Source organism: Leucobacter chromiireducens subsp. chromiireducens (assembly GCF_016758255.1).
Classification (GTDB): Bacteria; Actinomycetota; Actinomycetes; order Actinomycetales; family Microbacteriaceae; genus Leucobacter; species Leucobacter chromiireducens.
The window spans coordinates 34025-54974 of the sequence record NZ_QYAD01000004.1 but is presented as its reverse complement, the minus strand read 5'-3'; the positions used below and the strand labels follow the sequence as shown (position 1 = coordinate 54974).

Here is a 20950-nt window from a genome sequence, read left to right as displayed (position 1 = left end):
GAGTTCGTCGTCGAACTCGGAGCCATCCTCGGCGAGGATAGCCTCAAGAAGTGACTGTAAGTAATGCATAACGATCAGGTTACGCTTCGATAACGTCCTTGGGAAGCCCTTTGGGTAAACACAGGGGAAACACTTCGTAAGGAACGCGTGACTCCCCCGGGTCAGCGACGCTAGAGGCGTTCGGGAAACTCGAGCTCGTCATACCCGAAGAACTCCCGCTCGACCACGCCGCGGGCACGACGAGACACCGAGAACCAACGCTCCTCGAGTTCGGATGTGCGTCGCTCAGGCAGGCCGAGCACGCTCGCGATCCCCTCGAGCTCCACGCGATCGGTGGGAAGCGAGTCGCTCGCGCGCCCATTCCAAAGCTTCAGGGCGGAACGCACACTGCTCGCGTATCGCCACGAGTCGGCAAGGTGGGCCGCGTCCTCCGCGCCGATGAGCTCATGGTCAACAGCCGCATCGAGCGCCGACAGCGTCGACACCGTGCGAAGCGCCGGGATCTCGGCACCATTTCTGAGCTGCAGCAGCTGTACCAGCCATTCGACGTCGGTGAGCCCGCCGGGACCGAGCTTGAGATGCCGCTTGGGATCCGCACCGCGCGGCAAGCGCTCCGCCTCGACCCGGGCCTTCATGCGGCGCACCTCGCGCACCTGCTCGTCGGTGAACGTTGCCGGATAACGGATCTGGTCGGCGAGCGCTACGAACGCGGCGCCGAGCGTGCTGTCACCCGCGACGGGGCGAGCCCGGAGCAGCGCCTGTGCTTCCCAGGTGACGGACCAGCGCTCGTAGTAGACACGTGAGGCCTCGAGGCTGCGTGCGATGGGACCGTTCTTCCCCTCGGGTCGGAGATCGAAATCGAGGTCGACCGGAAAACGAGGATCCGACACCAGCCGACGAAGCTCGGTGACGCGCTTGATCGCGGCGCGGGCGGCCTGGTCAACCGCGATGCTCGGTGCGGGTTGGAACACGGCGATCAGATCGATGTCCGAGGCAAACCCGAGCTCGCCACCCCCGTAGCGACCCATGCCGATGAGCGCGAGATCAAATTCGTGCGGTTGTTCCGCCGCGACCGCAGCCCGGTCCAGCATGATGAGCAGGGCGTCGAGGAGTGCTGTGTGCGCCGCGTCGAGACCCTGCGCGACCTCGGGCTCATCAATCACGCCCGTGATGCGCCCCATCGCGAGCCGGAGCACCTCTCGCCGGTGCACGCCGCGGAGCGCTGCTCCGGCCTCATCCACAGTGGCGCGCCGTGATGCGAGTGAGCGCATCTCGTCGCGCAGCGTATCGAGCGCTCGCGGGAGGAGGGCCGCATCGCTTTCGAGCCAGGCGACTGCCTCAGGAATCGTCTCCAAGAGCTCCGCCGCGAAGCGAGAGGAGGAGAGCACGCGCGTGAGCCGCTCGGCAGCCTCAGCTCCGTCGCGGAGGAGGCGCAGGTACCAGGGTGATTCACGGTTCGCCTCGCTGACCCGACGGAATGCGAGGAGCCCGAAGTCTGGGTCCGTGCCGTCTGCAAGCCATTGCAGCAGAACCGGGAGGAGATTCCGGTGAATGCGCGCGCGACGCGATGTGCCGCGCGTGAGTTCAGCGAGGTGTCGAATGGCGCCCTCGGGGTCGCGGAAACCGATGCTCGCGAGTCGGGCGCGCGCCTCGGCGCTGCCGAGGGCGAACTCCTCCTCGGGGAGCGCCGCGACGGCACTGAGGAGCGGAGCGTAGAAGATCTTGAGGTGCAGCTCGCGCACCTCGCGCTTGACGCTCTCCCACTCGCGCAGCAGGGCAACACCCGTCGGTGCGAGTCCGCTCGCACGGGCAAGTACTCGGAGGCCCTCCTCGTCGAGCGGCATGATCGCCGTTCGACGAAGCTCGCGCAGCTGAAGCCGATGCTCCAGAACACGGAGGAACCGATAGTCGGTCGCGAGTCGCTCACCGTCGCTGCGCGCAATGTAGCCACCGTCTACGAGCGCCTGGAGTGCCGGTAAGGTCCCGCGGAGGTGCAAGCGGTCGTCGTACTGGCCATGGACAAGCTGCAGAAGCTGCACACTGAACTCGATGTCGCGCAGCCCACCTGGGCCAAGCTTCAACTGGACTTCAAGGTCATCCGTGTCGATGTGCTCCGTGACTCGCTCGCGCATGCGCTGCACCGAACCGACGAAGTCCTCACGATTGGACGACGCCCACACCGCGTCCCGCGTGCCAGCGACAAACTCGTCGCCAAGCTCGAGGTCGCCGGCAAGCGGCCGAGCTTTGAGCAGCGCCTGGAACTCCCACCCCTTCGCCCAGCGCTCGTAGTACGTGAGTATCGAACCGAGTGTGCGCACGAGCGCACCGTGGCGTCCCTCGGGACGCAAGTTCGCGTCGAGTTCCCACAGGGGCGGTTCGATGCACGGGTCGTGGATTCCGCGCATCGTCTCGCTCGCGAGGCGGGTGGCGATCCTGATCAGCGTGTCTGTGTTGAGGAGATCTGCGCCAGCATCTTCGTCGGTGCCCGGCTGCGTGGCGCTGCGCGCGATGAACACGACGTCAACGTCCGAGACGACGTTCAGCTCTTCGGCGCCGCACTTGCCCATGGCAATCACCGCGAGCTGCGTGGCGTCAATGCGCTCGCGCCGCACCGCCGGTCCGCTCACTCCAGCAGCAAGGCTGGCGCGGGCGACGGCGAGCGAGGCTTCCACCGCGGCGCCCGCAAGCGCGGAGAGGCTCGAAGCGACGTGCTCAAACGACTCGAGCGCGAGTCCCTCGGCCGTGCGCTCGAGATCGAAGAGCATGACGCTCGCGAGAAGTGAGCGATACGCCACACGCAACTCGGCCCAGCCGGCAGGACCCGCGAGCGCAACGCCCGTTGCTGTGTCGTGCACCGAAGAGAGGAGCACCGCGAGCGCCTGCTCCGCGGGCACGAGGGCTCCCCCGCGTGCAAGGAGCTCCGCGAGCCCTTCGGGTCGGCGCACGAAGAAGTCGCCAAGCGCGGGAGACGCGCCGACGAGACGGCACAGGCGAACGAGCTGCTCGGCATCCAGCGACGCGACAAGCTCCGTCTCCCCCTCAGCGAGCGCTCGAATGCGCACGAGCGCCGCATCGGGGTCAGCTGCGGCAGCGAATGCCGCGAGCAGCTCACTCTGCGTCACGCTCACGCAGGGCAGCAGCTCCTGGAGTGCCGTGCGTGAGGCGGTGAGCTCCTGGAAACCGGCGCGCGCGAGCTCGGCGAGCTTCAATTCGGGGCGTGGATCCGCCATTGCGGGGAGAATCCTCGCCTAGACCGTGTCGAGCATGGATGACAGCTCGTACGGCGTGACCTGGCTCCGGTACTCGGCTACCTCGCGCCGCTTGTCACGCAGGAAGTAGGCGAACACCTGCTCACCGAGAGTCTCTGCAACCAGCTCGGAGCGTTCCATCACCGCAAGCGCGTGGTCGAGGCTCGTGGGAAGTGCGTCGAAGCCCATTGCGCGGCGCTCGCCGTCCGAGAGCGCCCACACGTTGTTCTCGGCCTCGGGCGGCAGCTCGTACTCTTCCTCGATGCCCTTGAGGCCGGCCGCGAGGAGCACGGAGAACCCAAGATAGGGGTTCACGGCGCTGTCGAGTGCGCGGTACTCCACGCGGGCCGCGCCACCCTTGCCCGGCTTGTACATCGGGACGCGTACAAGCGCAGAGCGGTTGTTGTGCCCCCAGCTCACGAATGAGGGGGCCTCGTCGCCGCCCCACAGGCGCTTATAGGAGTTGATGTACTGGTTGGTGACCGCGGTGATCTCCGGAGCGTGGCGAAGCAGGCCCGCGACGAAACGCCGGCCAGTCTGCGAAAGCTGGTACTTCGCACCCGGGTCGTAGAACGCGTTCGTGTCGCCCTCGAATAGCGAGAGATGGGTGTGCATGCCGGAGCCGGGGTGCCCGGCGAGCGGTTTCGGCATGAAGGTTGCGTGCACGCCCTGGGTGATCGCCACCTCTTTCACGACCGTGCGGAAGGTCATGAGGTTGTCGGCCGTGGTCAGTGCGTCGGCGTACCGCAGGTCGATCTCGTTCTGCCCGGGGCCGGCCTCGTGGTGGCTGAACTCGACCGAGATTCCGAGATCCTCAAGCATCGCGACGCTCTCGCGCCGGAAGTCATGTGCGGTGCCGCCCGGCACGTTGTCGAAGTAGCCCGCGCGGTCGACCGGGGTCGGGCCCTCAGCTCCAAACTCCTTGGACTTCAGGAGGTAGAACTCGATTTCCGGGTGCGTGTAGAAGGTGAACCCACGGTCGGCGGCGTGCGCGAGTGTGCGCTTCAACACGTTGCGCGGATCCGCAACCGCGGGCTCCCCGTTCGGGGTGCGGATGTCGCAGAACATGCGCGCGGTCGGCGCGTCCTGACTGCGCCAGGGCAGCAGTTGGAACGTTGCGGGGTCGGGGATCGCGAGCAGGTCTGACTCATACGCCCGGGTGAGGCCCTCAATCGCGGAGCCGTCGAAGCCGATGCCTTCGCTGAAGGCACCCTCGACCTCGGCCGGCGCGAGCGCAACCGATTTCAAAGTCCCGGAAACATCGCTGAACCAGAGGCGCACGAACTTGACGCCCCGCTCCTCGATCGTGCGAAGGACGAAATCGCGCTGCTTGCTCACACCGGCTCCGTTCGTTGCCGCGCGGCGGCTCGCGCCACGCGTGGGTGTCTCGCGCGCCGCGTGCTCCGCGGTGCGCTCGCGTTCAGACTACCGCGCACGCGTGTCGAGCGTGTTACGGCGACCGGAGAGTGCGCCGAGTAGCGGTCTAGTAGTCCTCGGTCGACTCTTCTTCCTCGCGCCACGCACGTGCGCGCTCCTCGAGAATCTGGTTGGCGTGCGCCGCTTCCTCCCGTGTCGAGAACGGTCCCACGCGATCGACGGACAGCGACTGCGGCCCCTCCTCGACCTCACCCGTGCGCGTGTTGAACCAGTAGGTCTCCTCGGGATCCTCGATCCCCCAGTCCCGCTTACTCATGATCCGAGTCCTTCCGCTTCGGCGGTGCCCGCAGCAAGCACTGCGTGCACTTCATAGACTAGAGCCATGCCCTTCGACGCACACGGACATTTGACTCCCGGTATTCGCCCCGCGCAGCGGCAGGTTCCCGCAAGCATTGCGCGGCCGCCCTACGTTGGCCTCGTGACGCCGCCGCCGTACGAGGGCGACAACACGTACACGGCGGAAGAGGTCGCGAAGATTCGCGCGGCCGGACGGATTGCTTCCCGCGCGCTCGACGCGGTGGGCGAGGCGGTTCGCCCCGGCGTCACGACCGCAGAGTTGGATCGCGTAGCGCACGAGGTGGTCGTCGCCGCCGGCGCGTACCCCTCGACTCTCGGCTACCGCGGTTACCCCGCGTCATCGTGCACCTCGGTGAACGAGGTGATCTGTCACGGCATCCCCGATGACACTGTGCTGCGCGAGGGTGACCTTGTGAACGTCGACGTGACCGCGTATCTGGATGGCTTCCATGGCGACACGAACCGCACCTATCGCGTGGGTGAGGTAGCCGAAGAGGTTGACCTGCTCATCGAGCGCACGCACGAGGCGATGATGCGCGGCATCAAAGCCGCGAAGCCGGGCCGCGCTGTCAACGTGATCGGTCGTGTCATCGAAACGTATGCGAAGCGCTTCGGCTATGGGGTGGTGCGTGACTTTACCGGACACGGCGTCGGCTCTTCATTCCACTCCGGGCTCATCATTCCACACTACGACTCGGCGCCGAGCTACGGCGACATCATCGTTCCGGGCATGGTGTTCACGGTCGAGCCGATGCTCACGCTCGGCGGACATGAGTGGGATCAGTGGGACGACGGCTGGACGGTCACGACGCGCGACAAGAGCATCACCGCGCAGTTTGAGCACACCGTCGTGATTCGCGAGGATGGCTTCGAGCTGCTCACGGTCTCGGACTAGCGGCCTGCCACGATAGCTCACACCCGGTAGGTGCTCAGCCCGAAGCTCCGGTCCAGAATTCTGGATCGGAGCTTCGCACCGGCTTAGCGAACGATACGGCGGATCGTGAGGAGGCCGGCACCGACGAGCAGCAACGCTCCCGCTGCGAACCCCAGGGTGCTGGGGCTCATGGGGCTGCCGGTTCGAGCGAGTTCGGTAGCAGTGCCCTTTCCGGAGTTCGGAGACGTCGTACCGGAGTCGGTGGTGCCTGCGTCGGTCGTTCCGGGCTCGGTGGTCCCGGGGTCGGTCGTTCCGGGCTCGGTGGTCCCGGGGTCGGTCGTTCCGGGCTCGGTGGTGCCAGGATCCGTCGTCCCGGGGTCGGTGGCGCCCGGATCCGTCGTTCCAGGGTCGGTGGGCCCGGGGTCGGTCGACTTGTCCTCGAACTCTACCGAGCAGGTGACGGGCGTGCTGAACTCTACGTCTTGGTCCTTGCTCCAGGTCCACGTGGCCTGACTCCAAGCCGTAGTGACGAAGGAGCCGGCAAGTGACGTGATCAATGGGACGGTGCCAGTCGCATCATCGGGAACCGTGAGCGTGAACTGAAGCACGCTGGTCGAGTCTTCACTCAGGAGCCACGGAAGCGGAAAATCGCTCGGTCGCACTTGCTCCCCGACGACACCATTTGTGACGACGGTGCGGGCGTCGACGTCGTGTACCCAGGTGATTTCCTGGTGTGCAAGCGCGGCGCTTTCCCAGGGTGCGGCCTCGTTGCCGATCACTTGATCGACCTGCCAGTCGGATTGTGAGGGGTCACTCGCAGGCCCTGTCACCACACTCTGGCTCACACGCAACGCACTTGCGGCAACCGCATCCCCGAGGGTGATCCTGTTTGTTGCATCACGGAACTCTGCGGGAAGCGGCGCATAGCGGTCATCCACGCCGGGTGCGGTGTCCTGACCGGCGAGCGTGTTCTGGTCAACGTAGGTCACCTCGAAGGTCCGGTCGCCGGATTGCACAACCTGGAGGTTTCGGATGCCGCCGTGGAAGATGTCGCACACAATGTCACCAGCCGCTGCCTGCGCAGGTTCGGTGTTCCCCGGTCCCAAAGTGATTCCTGTCGCGACGCCGACTCCGAGGGTCGCGATTGCTCCGGCAGCGAGGATCTTCTTGTTCTTCAATACCGTTCCCTTACCTTCTCGCGCGCATGCGCCCGAGGTCTCAAGTTCGAGACCATGAGTGACCCGTCTCAATGTGCACGGGCGGGCTGGGCGAGGCGGTGATCGCCACGCATTCCCATTCTGGCCCGACCAGCACACTAACACGGATGTGGGGTTCTCTCAGAAAGACAAAAGGTCACGGCCGAGATTTACATAGTGGCGCGCATTGCGGTCACCCGTCATCGCGAGCGAAGTGCGCGTGAGCTCGCGTACTCCCAACCCAGTGGCACAGCGAGCGCAGCGGGGGCAGCCATGAGCAGGAAGATGGGGTCCCCCAGGTTGACGGCGGAGATTCCTCCGGCGGACGAGGCGATGAGACCGAGCTCGGTGAGCACCCCCACGGCTGCGCCCAAGCCAGTAAAGGCAACCCGATGCACCCACTTGTTCGACTGGGATCGCAGGAGCTTGCCGAGCAGCCAAGCGAGAGCCGGCCCGTACGTGACGCACGCGAACGCGGACGCCATCAGCGAGAACATGAAAACTGGCAGCAGGTACATGGCGTCTTCGAGGGTGGGCGGGGCAAATGTTGCCGTGCCAGCCAGCCACGTAGCGAGGGCGGTGACCATCTGTGCGAGGATCAGCGTGCCGATCAGTAGCGCCTGGTAGAGCACGAATGCGACGATCACGCCGGGAACCAGCTCGTCGAAGGTGAAGTCCATCGGGAAGCGTGCGGAGCGCACTGAACTGCGCGCGTACCGATCCGGGCGCGACGCCTCGAGAAACTCGCTCATAGGATCAGCATAGGTCAGTCACTGGGGCGGCCCGAGCGGCCAAGTAGGCCGAGGAGCTGTGCACGCGAAGGGTGGAATGGGCCGGATCATACGCCGGGTTCTGTCTCCCCGACCGCAGCCGGGGTGACGGTCATCTCTCTCGGGGCACTGTTGCCAGTACCCTCTAGCGGCCTACCCGAGGACTCGGCGGGGCGCGTCATCATCCTCTGTCTGGCCTTGCTCCGAACGAGGTTTACCTGGCCGCCCGTGTCACCACGAGCGCCGGTGGTCTCTTACACCACCCTTTCAGCCTTACCGCGCTCAGCATGCTGGGCGCGGCGGTCTACTCTCTGTTGCACTTTCTCGCGGGTTACCCCGGGTGGGCGTTACCCACCGTTCTCCCCTGCGGAGCCCGGACGTTCCTCGGCGCGTGCACTTTCGTGCCGCGACGCGACCGTCTCACCAGCCCATTCCAACGTCGATTCTACACCTCGGGGGTCGTGTCCTCCGCGACGCGCACCAAGATCGCGCCAGTGCCGGGGCAGAACAGCAGCTCGTCGGGTGCGGCGGCGTTGAAATCACTGAGCTCGGCCGGGGTGAGTGCCATGTTGCTGGCCTCAGACACGGCACCGCGCAGACGCGCAGCCCCGATCCCGATCCGGCCGCGCAGCTCCTCGTACACACCGAGCAGATCACGCTGGATCTCGGCTGCAAGCCCGCCACGCTCCTCGGTGTTCGACGCAAGCTCGCGGTCGATCTGCGCCTCCGCGCTGTCAATCGACTCCTGAATCTTCGCGCGCCGGGCATCTACGCCACCAAGCACGCGCTCTGCTTCGGTGAAGGCTGCCTGTGCGGTCTCCTGCTGCTCCATGAGCTCGAGCTCGCGTTCCTCAAGCTCGCCCATGCGGCGCGCCAGCGTGTCGAGTTCGCTCTGCAGTGCCTGTGCCTCCTTCGGGGAGGTGCTGACCGCCATGAGTTCCTCGTCGCGGGTGCGGCGCTGGCGCACCATCGCGACGTCCGCCTCGATGCGCTCAATCTCCGCGGTGAGCGTGTCGAGCTCACGCTGCGCGGCCATGAACTGCTCGCGTGAGGCCGCGATCTCGTCGGCGAGGCCGTCAAGTTCAGCGCGCTCCGGCAGCGTTGTACGCTTGCGGCGCAGGCGCGCAATCGTCGTGTCGAGGTCGTGGAGATCGAGCAGCAGTTGCTGCTGCCGGGGGCTAGCCTTCATAGGGCTAGCCTACCGTCGCGCACCGGCCACTGGGTTACGCGGCGGCACCCGGTTCAGCGAGAGCGCCCACCGCAAAGGCCCACGGGTCAGTGCGCGCGCTGCTCACGCTGAATGCCACGCCGGGGAGCCTCGCGCCGAGCGTCTCGGCGGCGCCCGCGAGCCACAACGACTCGCTCGCCCAGTGCGCGACGTCGATGAGCGCGGGGCCACCCGCCGCTGCGCCGAGCTCCAGTGACTCCTGAGCGGGGTGATGCCGCAGATCAGACGTCACGTAGACATCCGCTGCGCGCACGAGCGGATGGTCGAGCAAGCTGTCTCCCGCACCGCCGAGAAGCGCGACGCGAGATACCTCTCGATTGGGATCCCCTCCGACCCGTACTCCGCTCACAGTCTGCGGGAGGATCTCTGCGAGACGCTCAGCGAGTTCGCGGAGCGACGTCGGGTGCGGCAGCGTGCCCACTCGGCCGATTCCTGCGCCAGGGTGCGCGGCGGGGTGCTGGCTCGGGACAATGGGCTGCGCGTGCACAAGCCCCAGACGGCGCGCGAACACATCGGACACCCCGTCTGCCGGCGCATCGGCGTTCGTGTGCGCCGAGTAGAGCGCGCAGCCACCTCGAATGAGCCGAGCAATGAGCGCCCCCTTCGCCGTGTCTTCGGCGAGGGTGTGCACGCCGCGGAGCAACAGCGGGTGGTGAGTGAAGAGGAGATCCGCTCCCGTCTCGAGCGCCTCGGTCACCGTCGCCTCAGTCACGTCGACCGCAAGGAGTGCGCGCGTCAGGGCGGCCCGCGGGTCACCAGAGGTGAGGCCCACGCGGTCCCAGCTCTCCGCCGTGGCGAGCGGCCAGAGTTCGTCTGCCACCTCGAGGAAGTCTGCAAGCCGGGTGTCCGGCTCGGTGGCGGACGCCTCGGGTGTGGTGAACTCTGAGCGATCGGACACGCTTACCTCCGGAGCAGCTTGCGGGCGATGACGTTGCCGAGCAGCTGCACGAGCTGCACGATCACGATGATGACGAGCACGGCAGACCAGGTGACCCACGGGTTGAACTGCCGATACCCGTACTGTAGCGCGAGGTTGCCGAGCCCGCCGCCGCCCACGACTCCGGCCATCGCGGTCATGTCGACCACCGCAATGAACGCGAAGGTGTAGCCGAGTACCAGCGGCCCGAGCCCCTCCGGGATGAGTACCGTGAAGATCGTGCGGACCGGTCCCGCACCCATGGCGCGCGCGGCCTCGATGACACCGGGCGATACCGTGAGCAAGTTTTGCTCAACGAGGCGTGCGATGCCAAACATCGCCGCGAATGTCAGCACGAATAGCAGCGCGCGTGCGCCCATACCCGTGCCTACGACGAGACGAGCGAGCGGGGTAAGCGCGCCAATCAACACCACGAAAGGAATGGGGCGGAAGAAATTCACGAGGAAGTTCAGGGTCCAGAAGACCGGACGATTCTCGAGGAGCCCGCCCTGCCGAGTCACAGTGAGCGCAACGCCCACGATGAGGCCGAGCGCGCCACCGACGCCGAGCGTGAAGACGGCGTAGAAGATCGTCTCGAGGGTTGCCTCGAGGAATTTGCCGTTCGCAAGGAGTTCAAGCAAGCGATCCATTATGCGAGCACCTCCAGCTCGGTCTCCTGCGCGAGCGCCGCAACCGCGTGCTCGACGCGCAGCTCGTCGCCGATGAGCTCCAGCGTGAGCTTGCCAAAGCTGCGTCCGCCCACGTCGGTGATCCCGCCGTGAATGATACTGACGCCCACACCGCGTTCCGCCAGGGTGCGGAACACGACGGGCTGATCGACATCACCGTCGCGGAAAGTCAGGCTGACGAGCCGGCCGCGATGACGCCGGCGGAGTTGCTCAAGATGCTCGGATCCCGGCTCGCTCGGCAGCGCGGTGGCAACGAACTTGCGCGTTGTCTCGCTCGTGGGCGCCGAAAAGACCTCGAACACGTCGCCCTGCTCGACTGCGCGACCGCTGTCCATCACGGTGACTCGGTGGGCAATCTCTCGCACCACGTCCATCTCGTGCGTGATCAAAATGATCGTGATGCCGAGCTCGTCGTTGACGCGCTTCAACAGGCCGAGTACCTCACGGGAGGTCTCGGGATCGAGCGCGCTCGTCGCCTCGTCAGCGAGCAGCACGCCAGGGTTCGTCGCAAGCGCGCGAGCGATGCCCACACGCTGCTTCTGGCCTCCGGAAAGCTCATCCGGATAGGCCCCCGCGCGATCCTGGAGCCCTACGAAGCTGAGCAGCTCGGCGACGCGGGCAGCGCGCTCGTCGGGAGCGACGCCCGCCACCACGAGCGGGTACTCCACGTTCTTCGCAATCGTCTTCGACTGGAAGAGGTTGAACTGCTGGAAGATCATGCCGATCTGTGAGCGCACCGGCCGCAGCTGACGCTCGCTGAGTGCGGTCAGCTCGTTGGCGCCAACGGAGATCGTGCCGCTCGTGGCGCGCTCCAGCCCGTTGATCAGGCGGAGAAGCGTGCTCTTGCCCGCACCGGAGTACCCGATGATGGCGTGGATCTCGCCCGACGCAACCTCGATGGAGACATCGTCGACCGCAACAATCTCAGGATCGTTCTTGCCACGGCCGGGATACCGTTTTCCCACCCCGCTCAGTTGCACGCGTGTCACCCTGTGGGTCCTCTCGCTCGGCTGTGGCCGCCTCGCGCGGCCGGAATCTATTGTGACGGGCGCGTGCCCGAAGACCACAATCGGGGCGGTGAGAATTCTCACCGCCCCGATGCGGGACGCGGGCCAAGGCCTGCGCTGAGTGCTCGCGCGACTACTTCGTAGCTGCGTAGTCCTTCTGCGCCTGGGCGAGAATGTCGGCAAGCTCAGCAGCCGGCGTGTTGAGCGGCACCGCGCCCTCACCGACGTAGTCCTTCACTGCCTTCTGAACCTCGGGATTGTTCTGGTAGATGTCCACGAGCTTCAGGTAGGTCTTATTGTTCTTGTCCTCCGCACGCGCAGCGAAGATGTTCGTGTACGGTGCGGCCGCGGGATCCTCGGCGCTGTCGGAACCGAGCGAGTCGGAGAACTTCAGGCCCGCCGGCTCCACAAAGTCGTTGTTCACGACGCCGCCATCAACGTCGGGCAGCACGCCCGGGATGCCGGCCGCGTCGAGCTCGGTGACCTTCACCTTCGACGAATCGGCGAGGACGTCCTCGAGCGTGGAGCCCGAGTTGCCGCCGTCCTTCAGCTCAATGAGGCCGAGCTTCTGGAGCACGAGCAGCGCGCGTGCGCGGTTCGAGGGATCGTTCGGCACCGCCACGGTGCCACCCTTCGGGATGTCCTCGATCTTGTCGTACTTTGCCGAGAACAGGTTCATTGGGTAGATCACGGTGGAGCCGAGGGCCACCAGGTCGTCGCTGGCCTCCTCGTTGTACTCGGCGAGGTAAGCGATGTGCTGGAACTGGTTGAGGTCGAGCTCGCCCTCGGCCAGCAGCGGGTTCGGCTGCGGGTACTCGGCGAAGTCAACGATCTCGACGGTGATTCCCTCGTCAGCTGCCGCTGCAACAAAGGTGTCCCAGTAGGGCTGACCGCCGGGCACGACGCCGATCTTCACAGTCTCGCTCTCGCTGTCCGCTGCGGGCGCGCAGCCCGCGAGGGCAGCTGCGCCGGCGAGGGCGAGGGCGGTGAATGAGGCGGCGATGGTGCGGCGCTTCGTGAAAGTCATGGGGATCCCCTTGGCTCGGTGCGATGAAATGTCGGTGGTGGCTGCGAGGCTGGGCTCGAGCCGAACACCTCAAGCCTCAGGCATGTCCGCCGCCACGCGGTAATCGCGGTGTCACACAGCGTCATGCGCGTGGGATACTGGAGGTGACGCGACAGCGTACCGGCGGGCAGGCCGATCCCTCTTCATACCGTTTGGAAGGAACCCTCCGTTCACATGAACCAGCGTGCTGATGCTCACCTCGAAGCTTGGAAGGCGAAGCAGGAACTCGCAGAGCGGATGATTCCGCTGATCGGTCAGCTGTACCGCGACCACGATGTGGTGATGTCGGTGCACGGCCGCAGCCTCATCGGCCGTTCCTCCGTCGACATCATCCGCGCCCACCGCTCGGCGCGCAAGATTGACGACGTTGAGCTCCCCCTCGCTGAGACCTCGGCGATCGTCGAGACGCTCGCGCAGCTGCAGCCCGGCCCGGTATCCGTGGACCTGGCGCTCCTCGCCAACGGCTTCCGCGCGTCGGGCAGCTCCGACCTTGCGGCGTACCTCCGCGAGGTGCTCGCTCCCGCGTTCGAGGCGAAGCCCGGTACCGGCACCGACGTGGTGCTGTACGGCTTCGGTCGAATCGGGCGCCTCCTCGCTCGCATCATCATCGACCACTCGGGCTCGGGCAACGGGCTGAACCTGCGCGCCATCGTGGTGCGGAAGGGCTCCGAGAATGACCTGCAGAAGCGCGCAAACCTCCTGCGCCGCGACTCGGTGCACGGCCCCTTCAACGGCACCATCACCGTACTCGAGGACGAGGACGCGATCCTTGCAAACGGCGTGCGGATCCAGGTCATCTACTCGAACGATCCCGCAAGCGTTGACTACACGCAGTACGGCATCGAGGACGCGATCCTCGTTGACAACACGGGCCGCTGGCGCGACGCCGAGGGCCTCGGTCAGCACCTGAAGAACCAGGGCATTGCCCGCGTGCTGCTCACCGCTCCCGGTAAGGGCGACATGCTGAACGTCGTCTACGGCGTCAACAACGACAAGATCACCGACGCAGACACGATCGTGTCGGCCGCATCGTGCACCACGAACGCGATCACCCCGGTGCTCAAGGTGATGAACGATCAGTTCGGAGTGAAGCGTGGGCACGTTGAGACCGTGCACGCGTACACGAACGATCAGAACCTCATCGACAACTTCCACAAGGGCGATCGTCGTGGCCGCTCGGCAGCACTCAACATGGTGCTCACCGAGACCGGTGCGGCGAAGGCCGTGTCGAAGGCGCTGCCCGAGTTCGAGGGCAAGCTGACGGGCAACGCTATTCGCGTTCCCACCCCGGACGTGTCGATGGCTGTGCTGAACCTGCAGCTCGAGCGCGAGACCACCGTCGAGGAGATCAACTCCTTCCTCGAGCAGGTGTCGCTCACGGGTGCACTGCGCACGCAGATCGACTATGTCGAGTCGCCCGAGATCGTCTCGACCGACTTCGTTGGCGCGAACCGCGCGGGCATCGTCGATGGCCTCGCAACGATCGTCACTGGCGATTCCGCGGTGCTCTACGTCTGGTATGACAACGAGTACGGATACAGCTGCCAGGTCGTGCGCGTCATCGAGCAGCTCGCAGGGAGCCACCCGGCTCAGCTGCCCGCGCTGACGGCGTAACCGCGTCGCCGCGCCGCGCGGCTACGCTCACGAAACATCCCGAGAGAAAGGACCGAACATGTCGGAGAAGTACCTCATCGGAGTAGACGGATCGGAGCAGAGCCGCGTGGCGCTCGCGTGGGGCCTTGCGCGCGCCACGGAGCGTGGGGCAAGCGTTCGCTTGCTGCACGTTGCGGATGACTCGTTCCTTTCGGAGAGTGTCGCATTCCTCTCCGAGGCTCAGAAGGCCTCAGAACAGATGCTCGAGGCAGAAATCGCGCACGCGCGCAGCCTCGGATTCGTTGGCGAAATCAGCGGCACGGCGGTTGTGGGACACCCGATCGCCGAGGTCGAGGAAGCCTCGAAGCAGGCCGATCTGCTGGTCCTGGGCCAGCACGCCGGCAGTCGCTTCTCGGGCTCCTTCTTCGGCACGCGCGCGGTGAAGGTCGCAGCGACGGCGCACTGCCCCGTAGCGGTGATCCCGAACAGCGAGGTGCAGCCCAACGCCGGCGTGGTCGTCGGCATCGACGGTTCTGAGGCCTCGCAGCGTGCCATCGCCTACGCCGCAGAGGAAGCGTCGTTCCGCGGCGTGCCCCTCATCGCGGTCTACGCGTGGATGCCGCCCCTCACGCCGGGGCTCGAGTACCTCTGGAGTGAGGAACTCGTCGAGTCCCAGCGGAGTGCCGCGGAGGAAGCAATCGCCATTGGTGTGGCCGGTCTTGCGGAGCGCTACCCTGATCTCGAGGTGCGCCGCGAGATCGTGCAGTCGCCTCCGGTTGCCGCGCTGGTGCAGGTGGCGCAGGGTGCAGAACTGCTCGTCGTCGGAAGCCGCGGCCGCGGTGGGATCTCCCGCCTGCTGCTCGGATCCGTCAGCCACGGCGTACTGCAGGCGCTGCCCTGCCCCGTGATTGTTACGCGCGCGGACTAGCCCGCACACTACGGCACGTACAGTGCCGGGGAGGGGCGCGCTCGGTCGGATTCAATCCGCTCCGGGGGCGCCCCTCCCCCTTTGTCTCGGCCCGGGCCCGGCCGCCGCCGCCGAGTGTCAGTCTGGAATGCCCGGGATGTATCTCAATGAATCAGAAAGAAGGCATCGCCATGGCTGCCGTGTCAATCGAACGCATCATCACCAGCGGCTTCATCGGCGCGGGGCGACCTGGCTTCCCGGCCGGGGGCATTGCCCTCGAGAACAACGTCTGGTTGGTGGGCGACGAGGAGCGCGTACTCATTATCGACGCAGCGCACGATGCTGACGCTATTGTCGCGGCTGTCGGCGACCGGGAGGTCCTCGGACTGCTCCTCACCCACGGGCACGAAGACCATGTCAACGCCGCGGTGCAGGTGGCTCAGGCGCTCGACACGCACATCTACCTGCACCCTGCCGACCTGTTCCTCTGGCACGAGACCCACGGCGAGGCGCTCCCGGACTTCGAGCTGGCACACGGTGCGACATTCCAGGTGGGCGACATTGAACTCGCAACCCGTCACACCCCGGGCCACACCCCGGGCTCCGTCTGCTTCGTCGCCCCCGCGCTCGACACCGTGTTCTCCGGGGACACACTCTTCCAGGGTGGTCCCGGTGCAACTCGCTGGGAGTACTCGAGCTTTCCGGGCATCGTCGAGTCCATCCGAACGCAGCTCTTCACGCTGCCAACGGAGCTTACGGTGCAGCCCGGACACGGTGACCACACGACGATTGGGATCGAGCAGCCCGCGCTCGAAGCTTGGCTCTCGCAGCGCCCGTAACCTCACGGTCGCTCGCGGCGGGTAAGATTCCGGGGTGTTCTCCCCCGCTTCTCCCGCCGCCACTGCCCTGTCCCGCAACCGTCGCGTCATTGCGCTCTTCGCGCTCGCCCTCGGCGGTTTCGGGATCGGGGTGACCGAGTTCGCCACGATGGGCTTGCTGCCCAACATTGCCCAGGATCTGCTGCCCGGATTCGCAGCGGCGCCGGAGGCGGAAATCGCGCGTGCGGGGATCCTGATCACGGCATACGCTCTCGGCGTTGTGGTGGGGGCACCGACCGTCGCGATCGCGGCCTCCCGCATGTCGCAGTCGAGCCTCACCTTCTGGCTGCTCGGCGTCTTTGTGCTGGGCTCGCTCGCCTCTGCGCTGATGCCGAGCTTCGGAACACTTGCCCTCGCTCGGTTCATTGCGGCGCTCCCCCACGGCGCGTACTTTGGTGTCGCCTCGCTGCTCGCTGCGCGGCTCATGGGACCGGGCAAGCAGGGGCAGGGCATCGCGCTCGCGCTGTCGGGGCTGACGATCGCAAATGTCGTGGGCGTTCCGCTCGCAACCTGGTTGGGGCAGCTCGCCGGGTGGCGGGCCGCGTACATCTTCGTCGCGGCGATCTTTGCGATCACCCTTGTGCTGACGCTCGCTTTTCTCCCACGGGTTCCAGGAAATCCGTCGCGTACGCCCGCGCGCGAGCTCGTGGCCTTTACGAATCCTCGCATCTGGCTCATGATCGGGGTTGGGGCGATCGGTTTTGGCGGTTTCTTCGCCGTCTACTCGTACATCGCAGAGGTGGCAACGCGGGTGGCCGGGCTGCCAGCCGGCGCGGTGCCGTGGGTGCTCGCGTGTGTGGGCGTTGGCATGACGCTCGGAAACCTCCTCGGCGGGTGGGCGAGCGACCGTCACCTGAGCAGAACGATTGTGTGGGGGTTCAGCAGCCTGATCGTGGCGTTGATCGCCTACGCCCTGTGGGCGGACACTGCGGTGTCACTCATCGTGCTCGCAGTTCTCGTGGGGCTCACCTCGTCGGTGCTGGTGCCGTCAATTCAGGCGCGACTCATTCGCATTGCCCACGAGGCGGAACTGCTGGGCGCTGCGGTGAACCACGCAGCCTTCAATATCGGTAACAGCCTCGGTGCGTGGCTCGGCGGTCTCGTGATTGCGGCAGGCTTGGGCTATCTCGCGCCGGGCTGGGTCGGCGCAACGCTTGCCGCGGTGGGCCTGGCGCTCGCAGGGGTGAGCTTCGCGGTGGAGCGCCGTGACAAGCTGCGAGGCCGCGACACCGTGGGCATTCGCGTCGTTGGCGACCCGAAGCTGGACTAATCGATCGTTTCGCCCAGCTCGTGGAACTCGCGGTCGATGTAGCTCATGGCCGGCCCGACCTCACCAAATACGGCGCCCACAACTTCCGCCACGACGATCACCGACGAGCCAACGCCGAGCGAATGCAGCGTACGGCAGCGGAGCGCGACACGCGTGTTCGGGAGGTACGGTTCGCCGGTAACGAGCTCCGCCCATCCCTGCTCCGGGGTAAAGCGCTCCGCGCCGGAGACAGCGAAGGAGCGCGCCACCTCTGCGTGCCGCGCATCAAGCAGGTGTACGAGGTAGCTGTCTGCACCCAGAACACCACCGGCGCTGCCCGTCGCCCGTGTCACGGAAAATGAGAGCGTGGGCGGATCGATCCCAACCGAAGAGACGCTCGACGCGGTGAGTCCGACGGGGCCTTCCTCGGTCAGCGCCGTGATCACGGCGACACCCATGGGGTGGTGCCTGAACGCGAGCTTCAATGCATCGACGCCCTCATTCAGATCGGCATCGTAGCGCCGCAAGCCCGGATCCTGATCAGTCACGTGAGTCCTCCTGTGTCTCCAGTGCGTAGCGGAACGCAGCACTCCGGTGCGCCCGTGCCGTGAACTGCAACGTCTGCGCGACGCACAGCATTCCCGAAGGGCGATCGCGCCGTTTCGAGCGTACCCTGAGGGTATGCAGCTTCGAGATATTCCCCTCACCACGATCACCGGGACACGCACCTCGCTCGCAGAGTTCGGAGAGCAAGCGATTCTGGTCGTGAACGTCGCATCGAAGTGTGGGCTCACGCCGCAGTATGCGAAGCTCGAGGCGCTGCAGCGGGAGTATGGTTCGCGCGGCTTCACCGTGCTTGGCGTACCGTGCAACCAGTTTCTGGGGCAGGAGCCGGGTACGGCAGATGAGATTGCGACGTTCTGCTCGGCGAGCTACGGGGTCACCTTCCCCCTACTGGAGAAGACACTCGTGAATGGGCGCCGCTCCCACGCGCTCTACCGCGAGCTTCGCTCAGTTCCCGATGCGGGCGGCCGCGCCGGGCGGGTGCAGTGGAACTTTGAGAAGTTCCTCATTGCTCCTGATGGCCGGGTCTCTCGGTTCCGCCCGAAGACGGAGCCGGATGATCCGTCGATCATCGCGGCAATCGAGGCGGCGCTTCCCGCCGCATAACCGAATCCGTGGCGCGGGGGCGTATCCTCTTCGGATGACCGTTCTCATTGATCCTCCCGCCTGGCCGGCGCACAACCGGTTGTGGTCGCATCTCGTGAGCGACTCATCGCTCGGCGAGCTGCATGCGTTTGCAGCAGCGAACGGGATCCCTGAGCGTGGCTTCGATTGGGATCACTACGATGTGCCCGAGGAGATGCACGCGCGTCTCGTCAGCGCTGGCGCGGTGACGGTGAGCGGCAACGAGCTTGTGCGCAGGCTCATCGCCTCGGGCCTCCGCGTGCGGGCGCGGGATCGCCGAGCGGCGTAGCGGAGCGCTCGATCTCTGCGCGGCTAGGAAACCTCCTCGCGCAGATCCGGCACCTCGTGAAGGGTGAGCACATCCGCGGTATTCACGGCGCGTCCAGGCGACGCAGCGTGCAGGGCCGCAGCGCCGAGTGCCGTCAGCACCCCGGTCGCGCGAGACTGGCCGAGACCGCGAGCCGAGAGCAGCGTCCCGGTGCGTCGATTGACAGCTACGAGTGACCACTCCGCGCTCCCCCAGTGCGGCACCTTGGCGAGCAGCGGCGAGAGTTTGGGTGCCCGGCCAACGAGTCTGAGCGCCGCTGTCGTCGGGCGGTTCCCCGTTACCAGGTAGCTACGCACCGTCACCTTCTGAGCAGAGCCAAGTAGTAGGTGATCGGGGAAGTCAGCGCGGAGGTAGCTCCGCGTGCCCGTCGGCGAGGGGAGACGACGGAGCTCTCGCAGATTGATGATCGCGCGTCGCTCGGGGGGCTCGTGGATCGGCGCGCCAGCGAGCCCCGCCGTCCAGGCGACCGCCGCAGGCCCGTGTGCCTCGCCCGTCCCGAGCGCGATACCGAGATCGATCTCATCGTCCGGCTGCGTCGGAAGCGCGTGGACCAGCAGCGTGCTGAGCCCAGGGGCGAGGCCCGCCCCGAGCAGCACCGACTGCCCCGGGGCGGCCTCAGCAGCGACGCGTTCAAGGTACCTCCCGGTGGCCGAGATATCGACGAACGCGGCTGGGAATGACGCCGCCGCGAGCGCCGGGTTCTCAACGCCCGAAGCGTTGATCACGACATCGTGCGTGCTCGCATGTGCCATGAGCTGCCCGATCCCGGCAGGCGTGGACAGGTCGATGCGGGCGGCAGCGCTCCGCCGTCCGGCAACGGTCGTCGTGTGGCCCGCTCGTTCAAGCTCTGCGGCGATGACTTGGCCCACCGCCCCGCTGCCGCCGAGCACGAGCGCCCTCACGCTTGCGCTCCCGTGGAGGGACGCGTGCGGAGTCGCCGAGCGCGAATTGTGGCGATGCCACGCAGCGCGAGCGGCACCGCCCACAGCACCGCGACGGGAACCACGATGCTGATGGTGAGGGCGAGGGCGAGCGGTTCGGGCCAGCCTGCCGCGAGGGGCGCGATGAGGGCGCGCGTTGCGAGCGCGAGAGGGAGGATTGCGGCCCAGGTGGCCAGCACGCGCAGGTGCGCGGGAAGCGGTGACATGTTTCTCCAAACGTATGTTTGGAAGTGAGCATATGTCCCGTGGTGCCCATTTGCAAACATACGTTTGGAAATGGGCTACGCTGTCCCCATGGCATGGGACACGGCAGCAACGCGGCACGCACTCCTCGAAGCGGGGGTGCGTCAGTTCTCGCGTCACGGCTTCGCCGGTGCGCGCATGGATGCAATTGGGGTCGACGCGGGCGTCAATAAAGAGCGCGTCTATCAGTACTTTGGGAACAAGCGCGGACTGTTCGATGCCGTGCTGGCAGACCGACTCGGCGATCTGCTCGGCGCCGCAGGAAGCCCAGCTCCTGGCTCCGGCCCCCGAGGTGTTGGTGAGTACGCTGGCGCCCTCTTTGACCGCTTTGCGGAGCACCCAGAACTTGCGCGACTCCTCGCGTGGGAGAGCTTGGAGCTGGAGGACGCGGCTGACGCGAATGATCGCGCTGCCAACTGTGCTGTGCAGGCGCGTGCGCTCAGCGCCGCACTTCCGGGCCTCTCCGTCAACGCGGCACCGCAGTTGCTCTTGTCTGTGGTGTCCCTCTGCGCGAGCTGGTGGGCGCTTGGTCGCATTGCGGAGATGATTGCGCCCGCCGTCACGGTGTCGGCGCGGCGCGCGGAAATCGTCGCGCAGGCGATCCTCCTTGCGGAAGCGACCCAGGCGCCGCGCGCGGAGACGCCGAGTTCTCACACCGCCTCACCGTGAAAAGCACAACGCCCCATCGGCCGTGGGCGGATGGGGCGTTTCTGGTGGACCTTCCCAGGCGATTCTCAAACATTAGTCCGGCCCAGAAAACGCTGATTTCCCGTGTTCTAAAGGGCACGGAGGGGCGTGGAACAAAAGTCGGCCACTCGCCGCGACACGATTTGCGAGGTCCAGTCGCGAAAAATTCCCTAAAGCCTCAAACACGATTGACGCCTGTGCAGCAAGC

Annotated in this window: 21 protein-coding genes and 1 other RNA gene; 8 read left to right on the top strand and 14 right to left on the bottom strand. The window is 66.3% G+C overall.

The features are described from left to right. Positions 1-170: 170 nt before the first annotated feature. From D3226_RS11235 to D3226_RS11225, 3 genes are all read right to left on the bottom strand, one after another. The gene (locus tag D3226_RS11235; RefSeq protein ID WP_202382690.1) at positions 171-3230 is read right to left on the bottom strand and encodes a bifunctional [glutamine synthetase] adenylyltransferase/[glutamine synthetase]-adenylyl-L-tyrosine phosphorylase; all 3060 of its coding nucleotides are present in this window, start codon (positions 3228-3230) and stop codon (positions 171-173) included. Between the two features lie 18 nt (positions 3231-3248). After that, complete coding sequence (gene glnA, locus D3226_RS11230) at positions 3249-4586, bottom strand: type I glutamate--ammonia ligase (RefSeq protein WP_202382688.1); 1338 nt, start codon at positions 4584-4586, stop codon at positions 3249-3251. Between the two features lie 145 nt (positions 4587-4731). Continuing rightward, entirely contained in the window at positions 4732-4941 is a 210-nt protein-coding gene (locus tag D3226_RS11225) for a methionine aminopeptidase (RefSeq protein WP_202382686.1), read from the bottom strand. 66 nt (positions 4942-5007) lie between these two features. On the opposite strand from D3226_RS11225, the gene map reads away from it, so the two are divergent. Continuing rightward, entirely contained in the window at positions 5008-5877 is an 870-nt protein-coding gene (gene map / locus D3226_RS11220) for a type I methionyl aminopeptidase (protein WP_202382684.1), read from the top strand. A gap of 83 nt (positions 5878-5960) precedes the next feature. On the opposite strand, the gene D3226_RS14915 is transcribed toward map, so the two are convergent. The 8 genes from D3226_RS14915 to D3226_RS11180 form a co-directional block, all read right to left on the bottom strand. After that, positions 5961-7034 (bottom strand): hypothetical protein, encoded by a 1074-nt coding sequence (locus D3226_RS14915; protein ID WP_202382682.1) that lies wholly within the window; start codon positions 7032-7034, stop codon positions 5961-5963. 218 nt (positions 7035-7252) lie between these two features. Then, positions 7253-7804: a hypothetical protein gene (locus D3226_RS11210; RefSeq protein WP_202382681.1), complete on the bottom strand. Its 552-nt coding sequence runs from the start codon at positions 7802-7804 to the stop codon at positions 7253-7255. Positions 7805-7877: 73 nt separating this feature from the next. Beyond that, positions 7878-8253: RNase P RNA component class A (gene rnpB, locus D3226_RS11205), an RNA gene on the bottom strand. A gap of 14 nt (positions 8254-8267) precedes the next feature. Continuing rightward, positions 8268-9011 carry a zinc ribbon domain-containing protein gene (locus D3226_RS11200; protein ID WP_202382679.1) on the bottom strand — a complete coding sequence of 248 codons (744 nt, stop codon included), beginning with the start codon at positions 9009-9011 and terminating at the stop codon, positions 8268-8270. A gap of 34 nt (positions 9012-9045) precedes the next feature. Continuing rightward, entirely contained in the window at positions 9046-9948 is a 903-nt protein-coding gene (locus D3226_RS11195; RefSeq protein ID WP_202382678.1) for a Nif3-like dinuclear metal center hexameric protein, read from the bottom strand. Positions 9949-9950: 2 nt separating this feature from the next. Continuing rightward, the gene (locus D3226_RS11190; protein WP_202382676.1) at positions 9951-10616 is read right to left on the bottom strand and encodes a methionine ABC transporter permease; all 666 of its coding nucleotides are present in this window, start codon (positions 10614-10616) and stop codon (positions 9951-9953) included. Then, the gene (locus D3226_RS11185; RefSeq protein WP_202382674.1) at positions 10616-11644 is read right to left on the bottom strand and encodes an ATP-binding cassette domain-containing protein; all 1029 of its coding nucleotides are present in this window, start codon (positions 11642-11644) and stop codon (positions 10616-10618) included. The genes D3226_RS11190 and D3226_RS11185 overlap by 1 nt, the downstream gene beginning before the upstream one ends. Before the next feature lie 151 nt (positions 11645-11795). Then, the gene (locus D3226_RS11180; RefSeq protein ID WP_202382673.1) at positions 11796-12689 is read right to left on the bottom strand and encodes a MetQ/NlpA family ABC transporter substrate-binding protein; all 894 of its coding nucleotides are present in this window, start codon (positions 12687-12689) and stop codon (positions 11796-11798) included. 213 nt (positions 12690-12902) lie between these two features. Here D3226_RS11180 and D3226_RS11175 point away from each other — a divergent pair, with 213 nt between their 5' ends. The 4 genes from D3226_RS11175 to D3226_RS11160 all read left to right on the top strand — a co-directional run bounded on the left by D3226_RS11175 (position 12903) and on the right by D3226_RS11160 (position 17376). After that, on the top strand, positions 12903-14342 hold the full coding sequence (locus D3226_RS11175) for a glyceraldehyde-3-phosphate dehydrogenase (RefSeq protein WP_202382671.1): 1440 nt from the start codon (positions 12903-12905) through the stop codon (positions 14340-14342). Between the two features lie 58 nt (positions 14343-14400). Next, a complete protein-coding gene (locus D3226_RS11170) occupies positions 14401-15249 on the top strand; it encodes a universal stress protein (RefSeq protein WP_202382669.1) in 849 nt (282 codons plus the stop codon). A 146-nt stretch (positions 15250-15395) separates the two neighbouring features. After that, positions 15396-16067 (top strand): MBL fold metallo-hydrolase, encoded by a 672-nt coding sequence (locus D3226_RS11165; RefSeq protein WP_237462788.1) that lies wholly within the window; start codon positions 15396-15398, stop codon positions 16065-16067. Between the two features lie 34 nt (positions 16068-16101). Then, on the top strand, positions 16102-17376 hold the full coding sequence (locus D3226_RS11160; RefSeq protein ID WP_337248980.1) for an MFS transporter: 1275 nt from the start codon (positions 16102-16104) through the stop codon (positions 17374-17376). On the opposite strand, the gene D3226_RS11155 is transcribed toward D3226_RS11160, so the two are convergent. Further along, positions 17373-17903 carry a flavin reductase family protein gene (locus D3226_RS11155; protein WP_420029095.1) on the bottom strand — a complete coding sequence of 177 codons (531 nt, stop codon included), beginning with the start codon at positions 17901-17903 and terminating at the stop codon, positions 17373-17375. The two genes, D3226_RS11160 and D3226_RS11155, sit on opposite strands and share 4 nt — an antisense overlap. A gap of 133 nt (positions 17904-18036) precedes the next feature. Between D3226_RS11155 and D3226_RS11150 the strand changes: the two genes are divergently transcribed. Both D3226_RS11150 and D3226_RS11145 read left to right on the top strand, forming a co-directional pair. After that, positions 18037-18525: a glutathione peroxidase gene (locus D3226_RS11150; RefSeq protein ID WP_202382667.1), complete on the top strand. Its 489-nt coding sequence runs from the start codon at positions 18037-18039 to the stop codon at positions 18523-18525. 34 nt (positions 18526-18559) lie between these two features. Next, positions 18560-18832 (top strand): DUF4031 domain-containing protein, encoded by a 273-nt coding sequence (locus D3226_RS11145; protein ID WP_202382666.1) that lies wholly within the window; start codon positions 18560-18562, stop codon positions 18830-18832. Positions 18833-18855: 23 nt separating this feature from the next. Here D3226_RS11145 and D3226_RS11140 read toward each other — a convergent pair whose 3' ends face one another. After that, positions 18856-19773, bottom strand: a complete 918-nt coding sequence (locus D3226_RS11140; protein WP_202382665.1) for an NAD-dependent epimerase/dehydratase family protein — start codon at positions 19771-19773, stop codon at positions 18856-18858. Next, positions 19770-20018 carry a putative antibiotic biosynthesis monooxygenase gene (locus D3226_RS11135; protein WP_202382664.1) on the bottom strand — a complete coding sequence of 83 codons (249 nt, stop codon included), beginning with the start codon at positions 20016-20018 and terminating at the stop codon, positions 19770-19772. The genes D3226_RS11140 and D3226_RS11135 overlap by 4 nt, the downstream gene beginning before the upstream one ends. Positions 20019-20106: 88 nt before the next feature. On the opposite strand from D3226_RS11135, the gene D3226_RS11130 reads away from it, so the two are divergent. Further along, on the top strand, positions 20107-20724 hold the full coding sequence (locus D3226_RS11130) for a TetR/AcrR family transcriptional regulator (protein ID WP_202382663.1): 618 nt from the start codon (positions 20107-20109) through the stop codon (positions 20722-20724). The last annotated feature ends 226 nt before the right edge of the window (positions 20725-20950 follow it).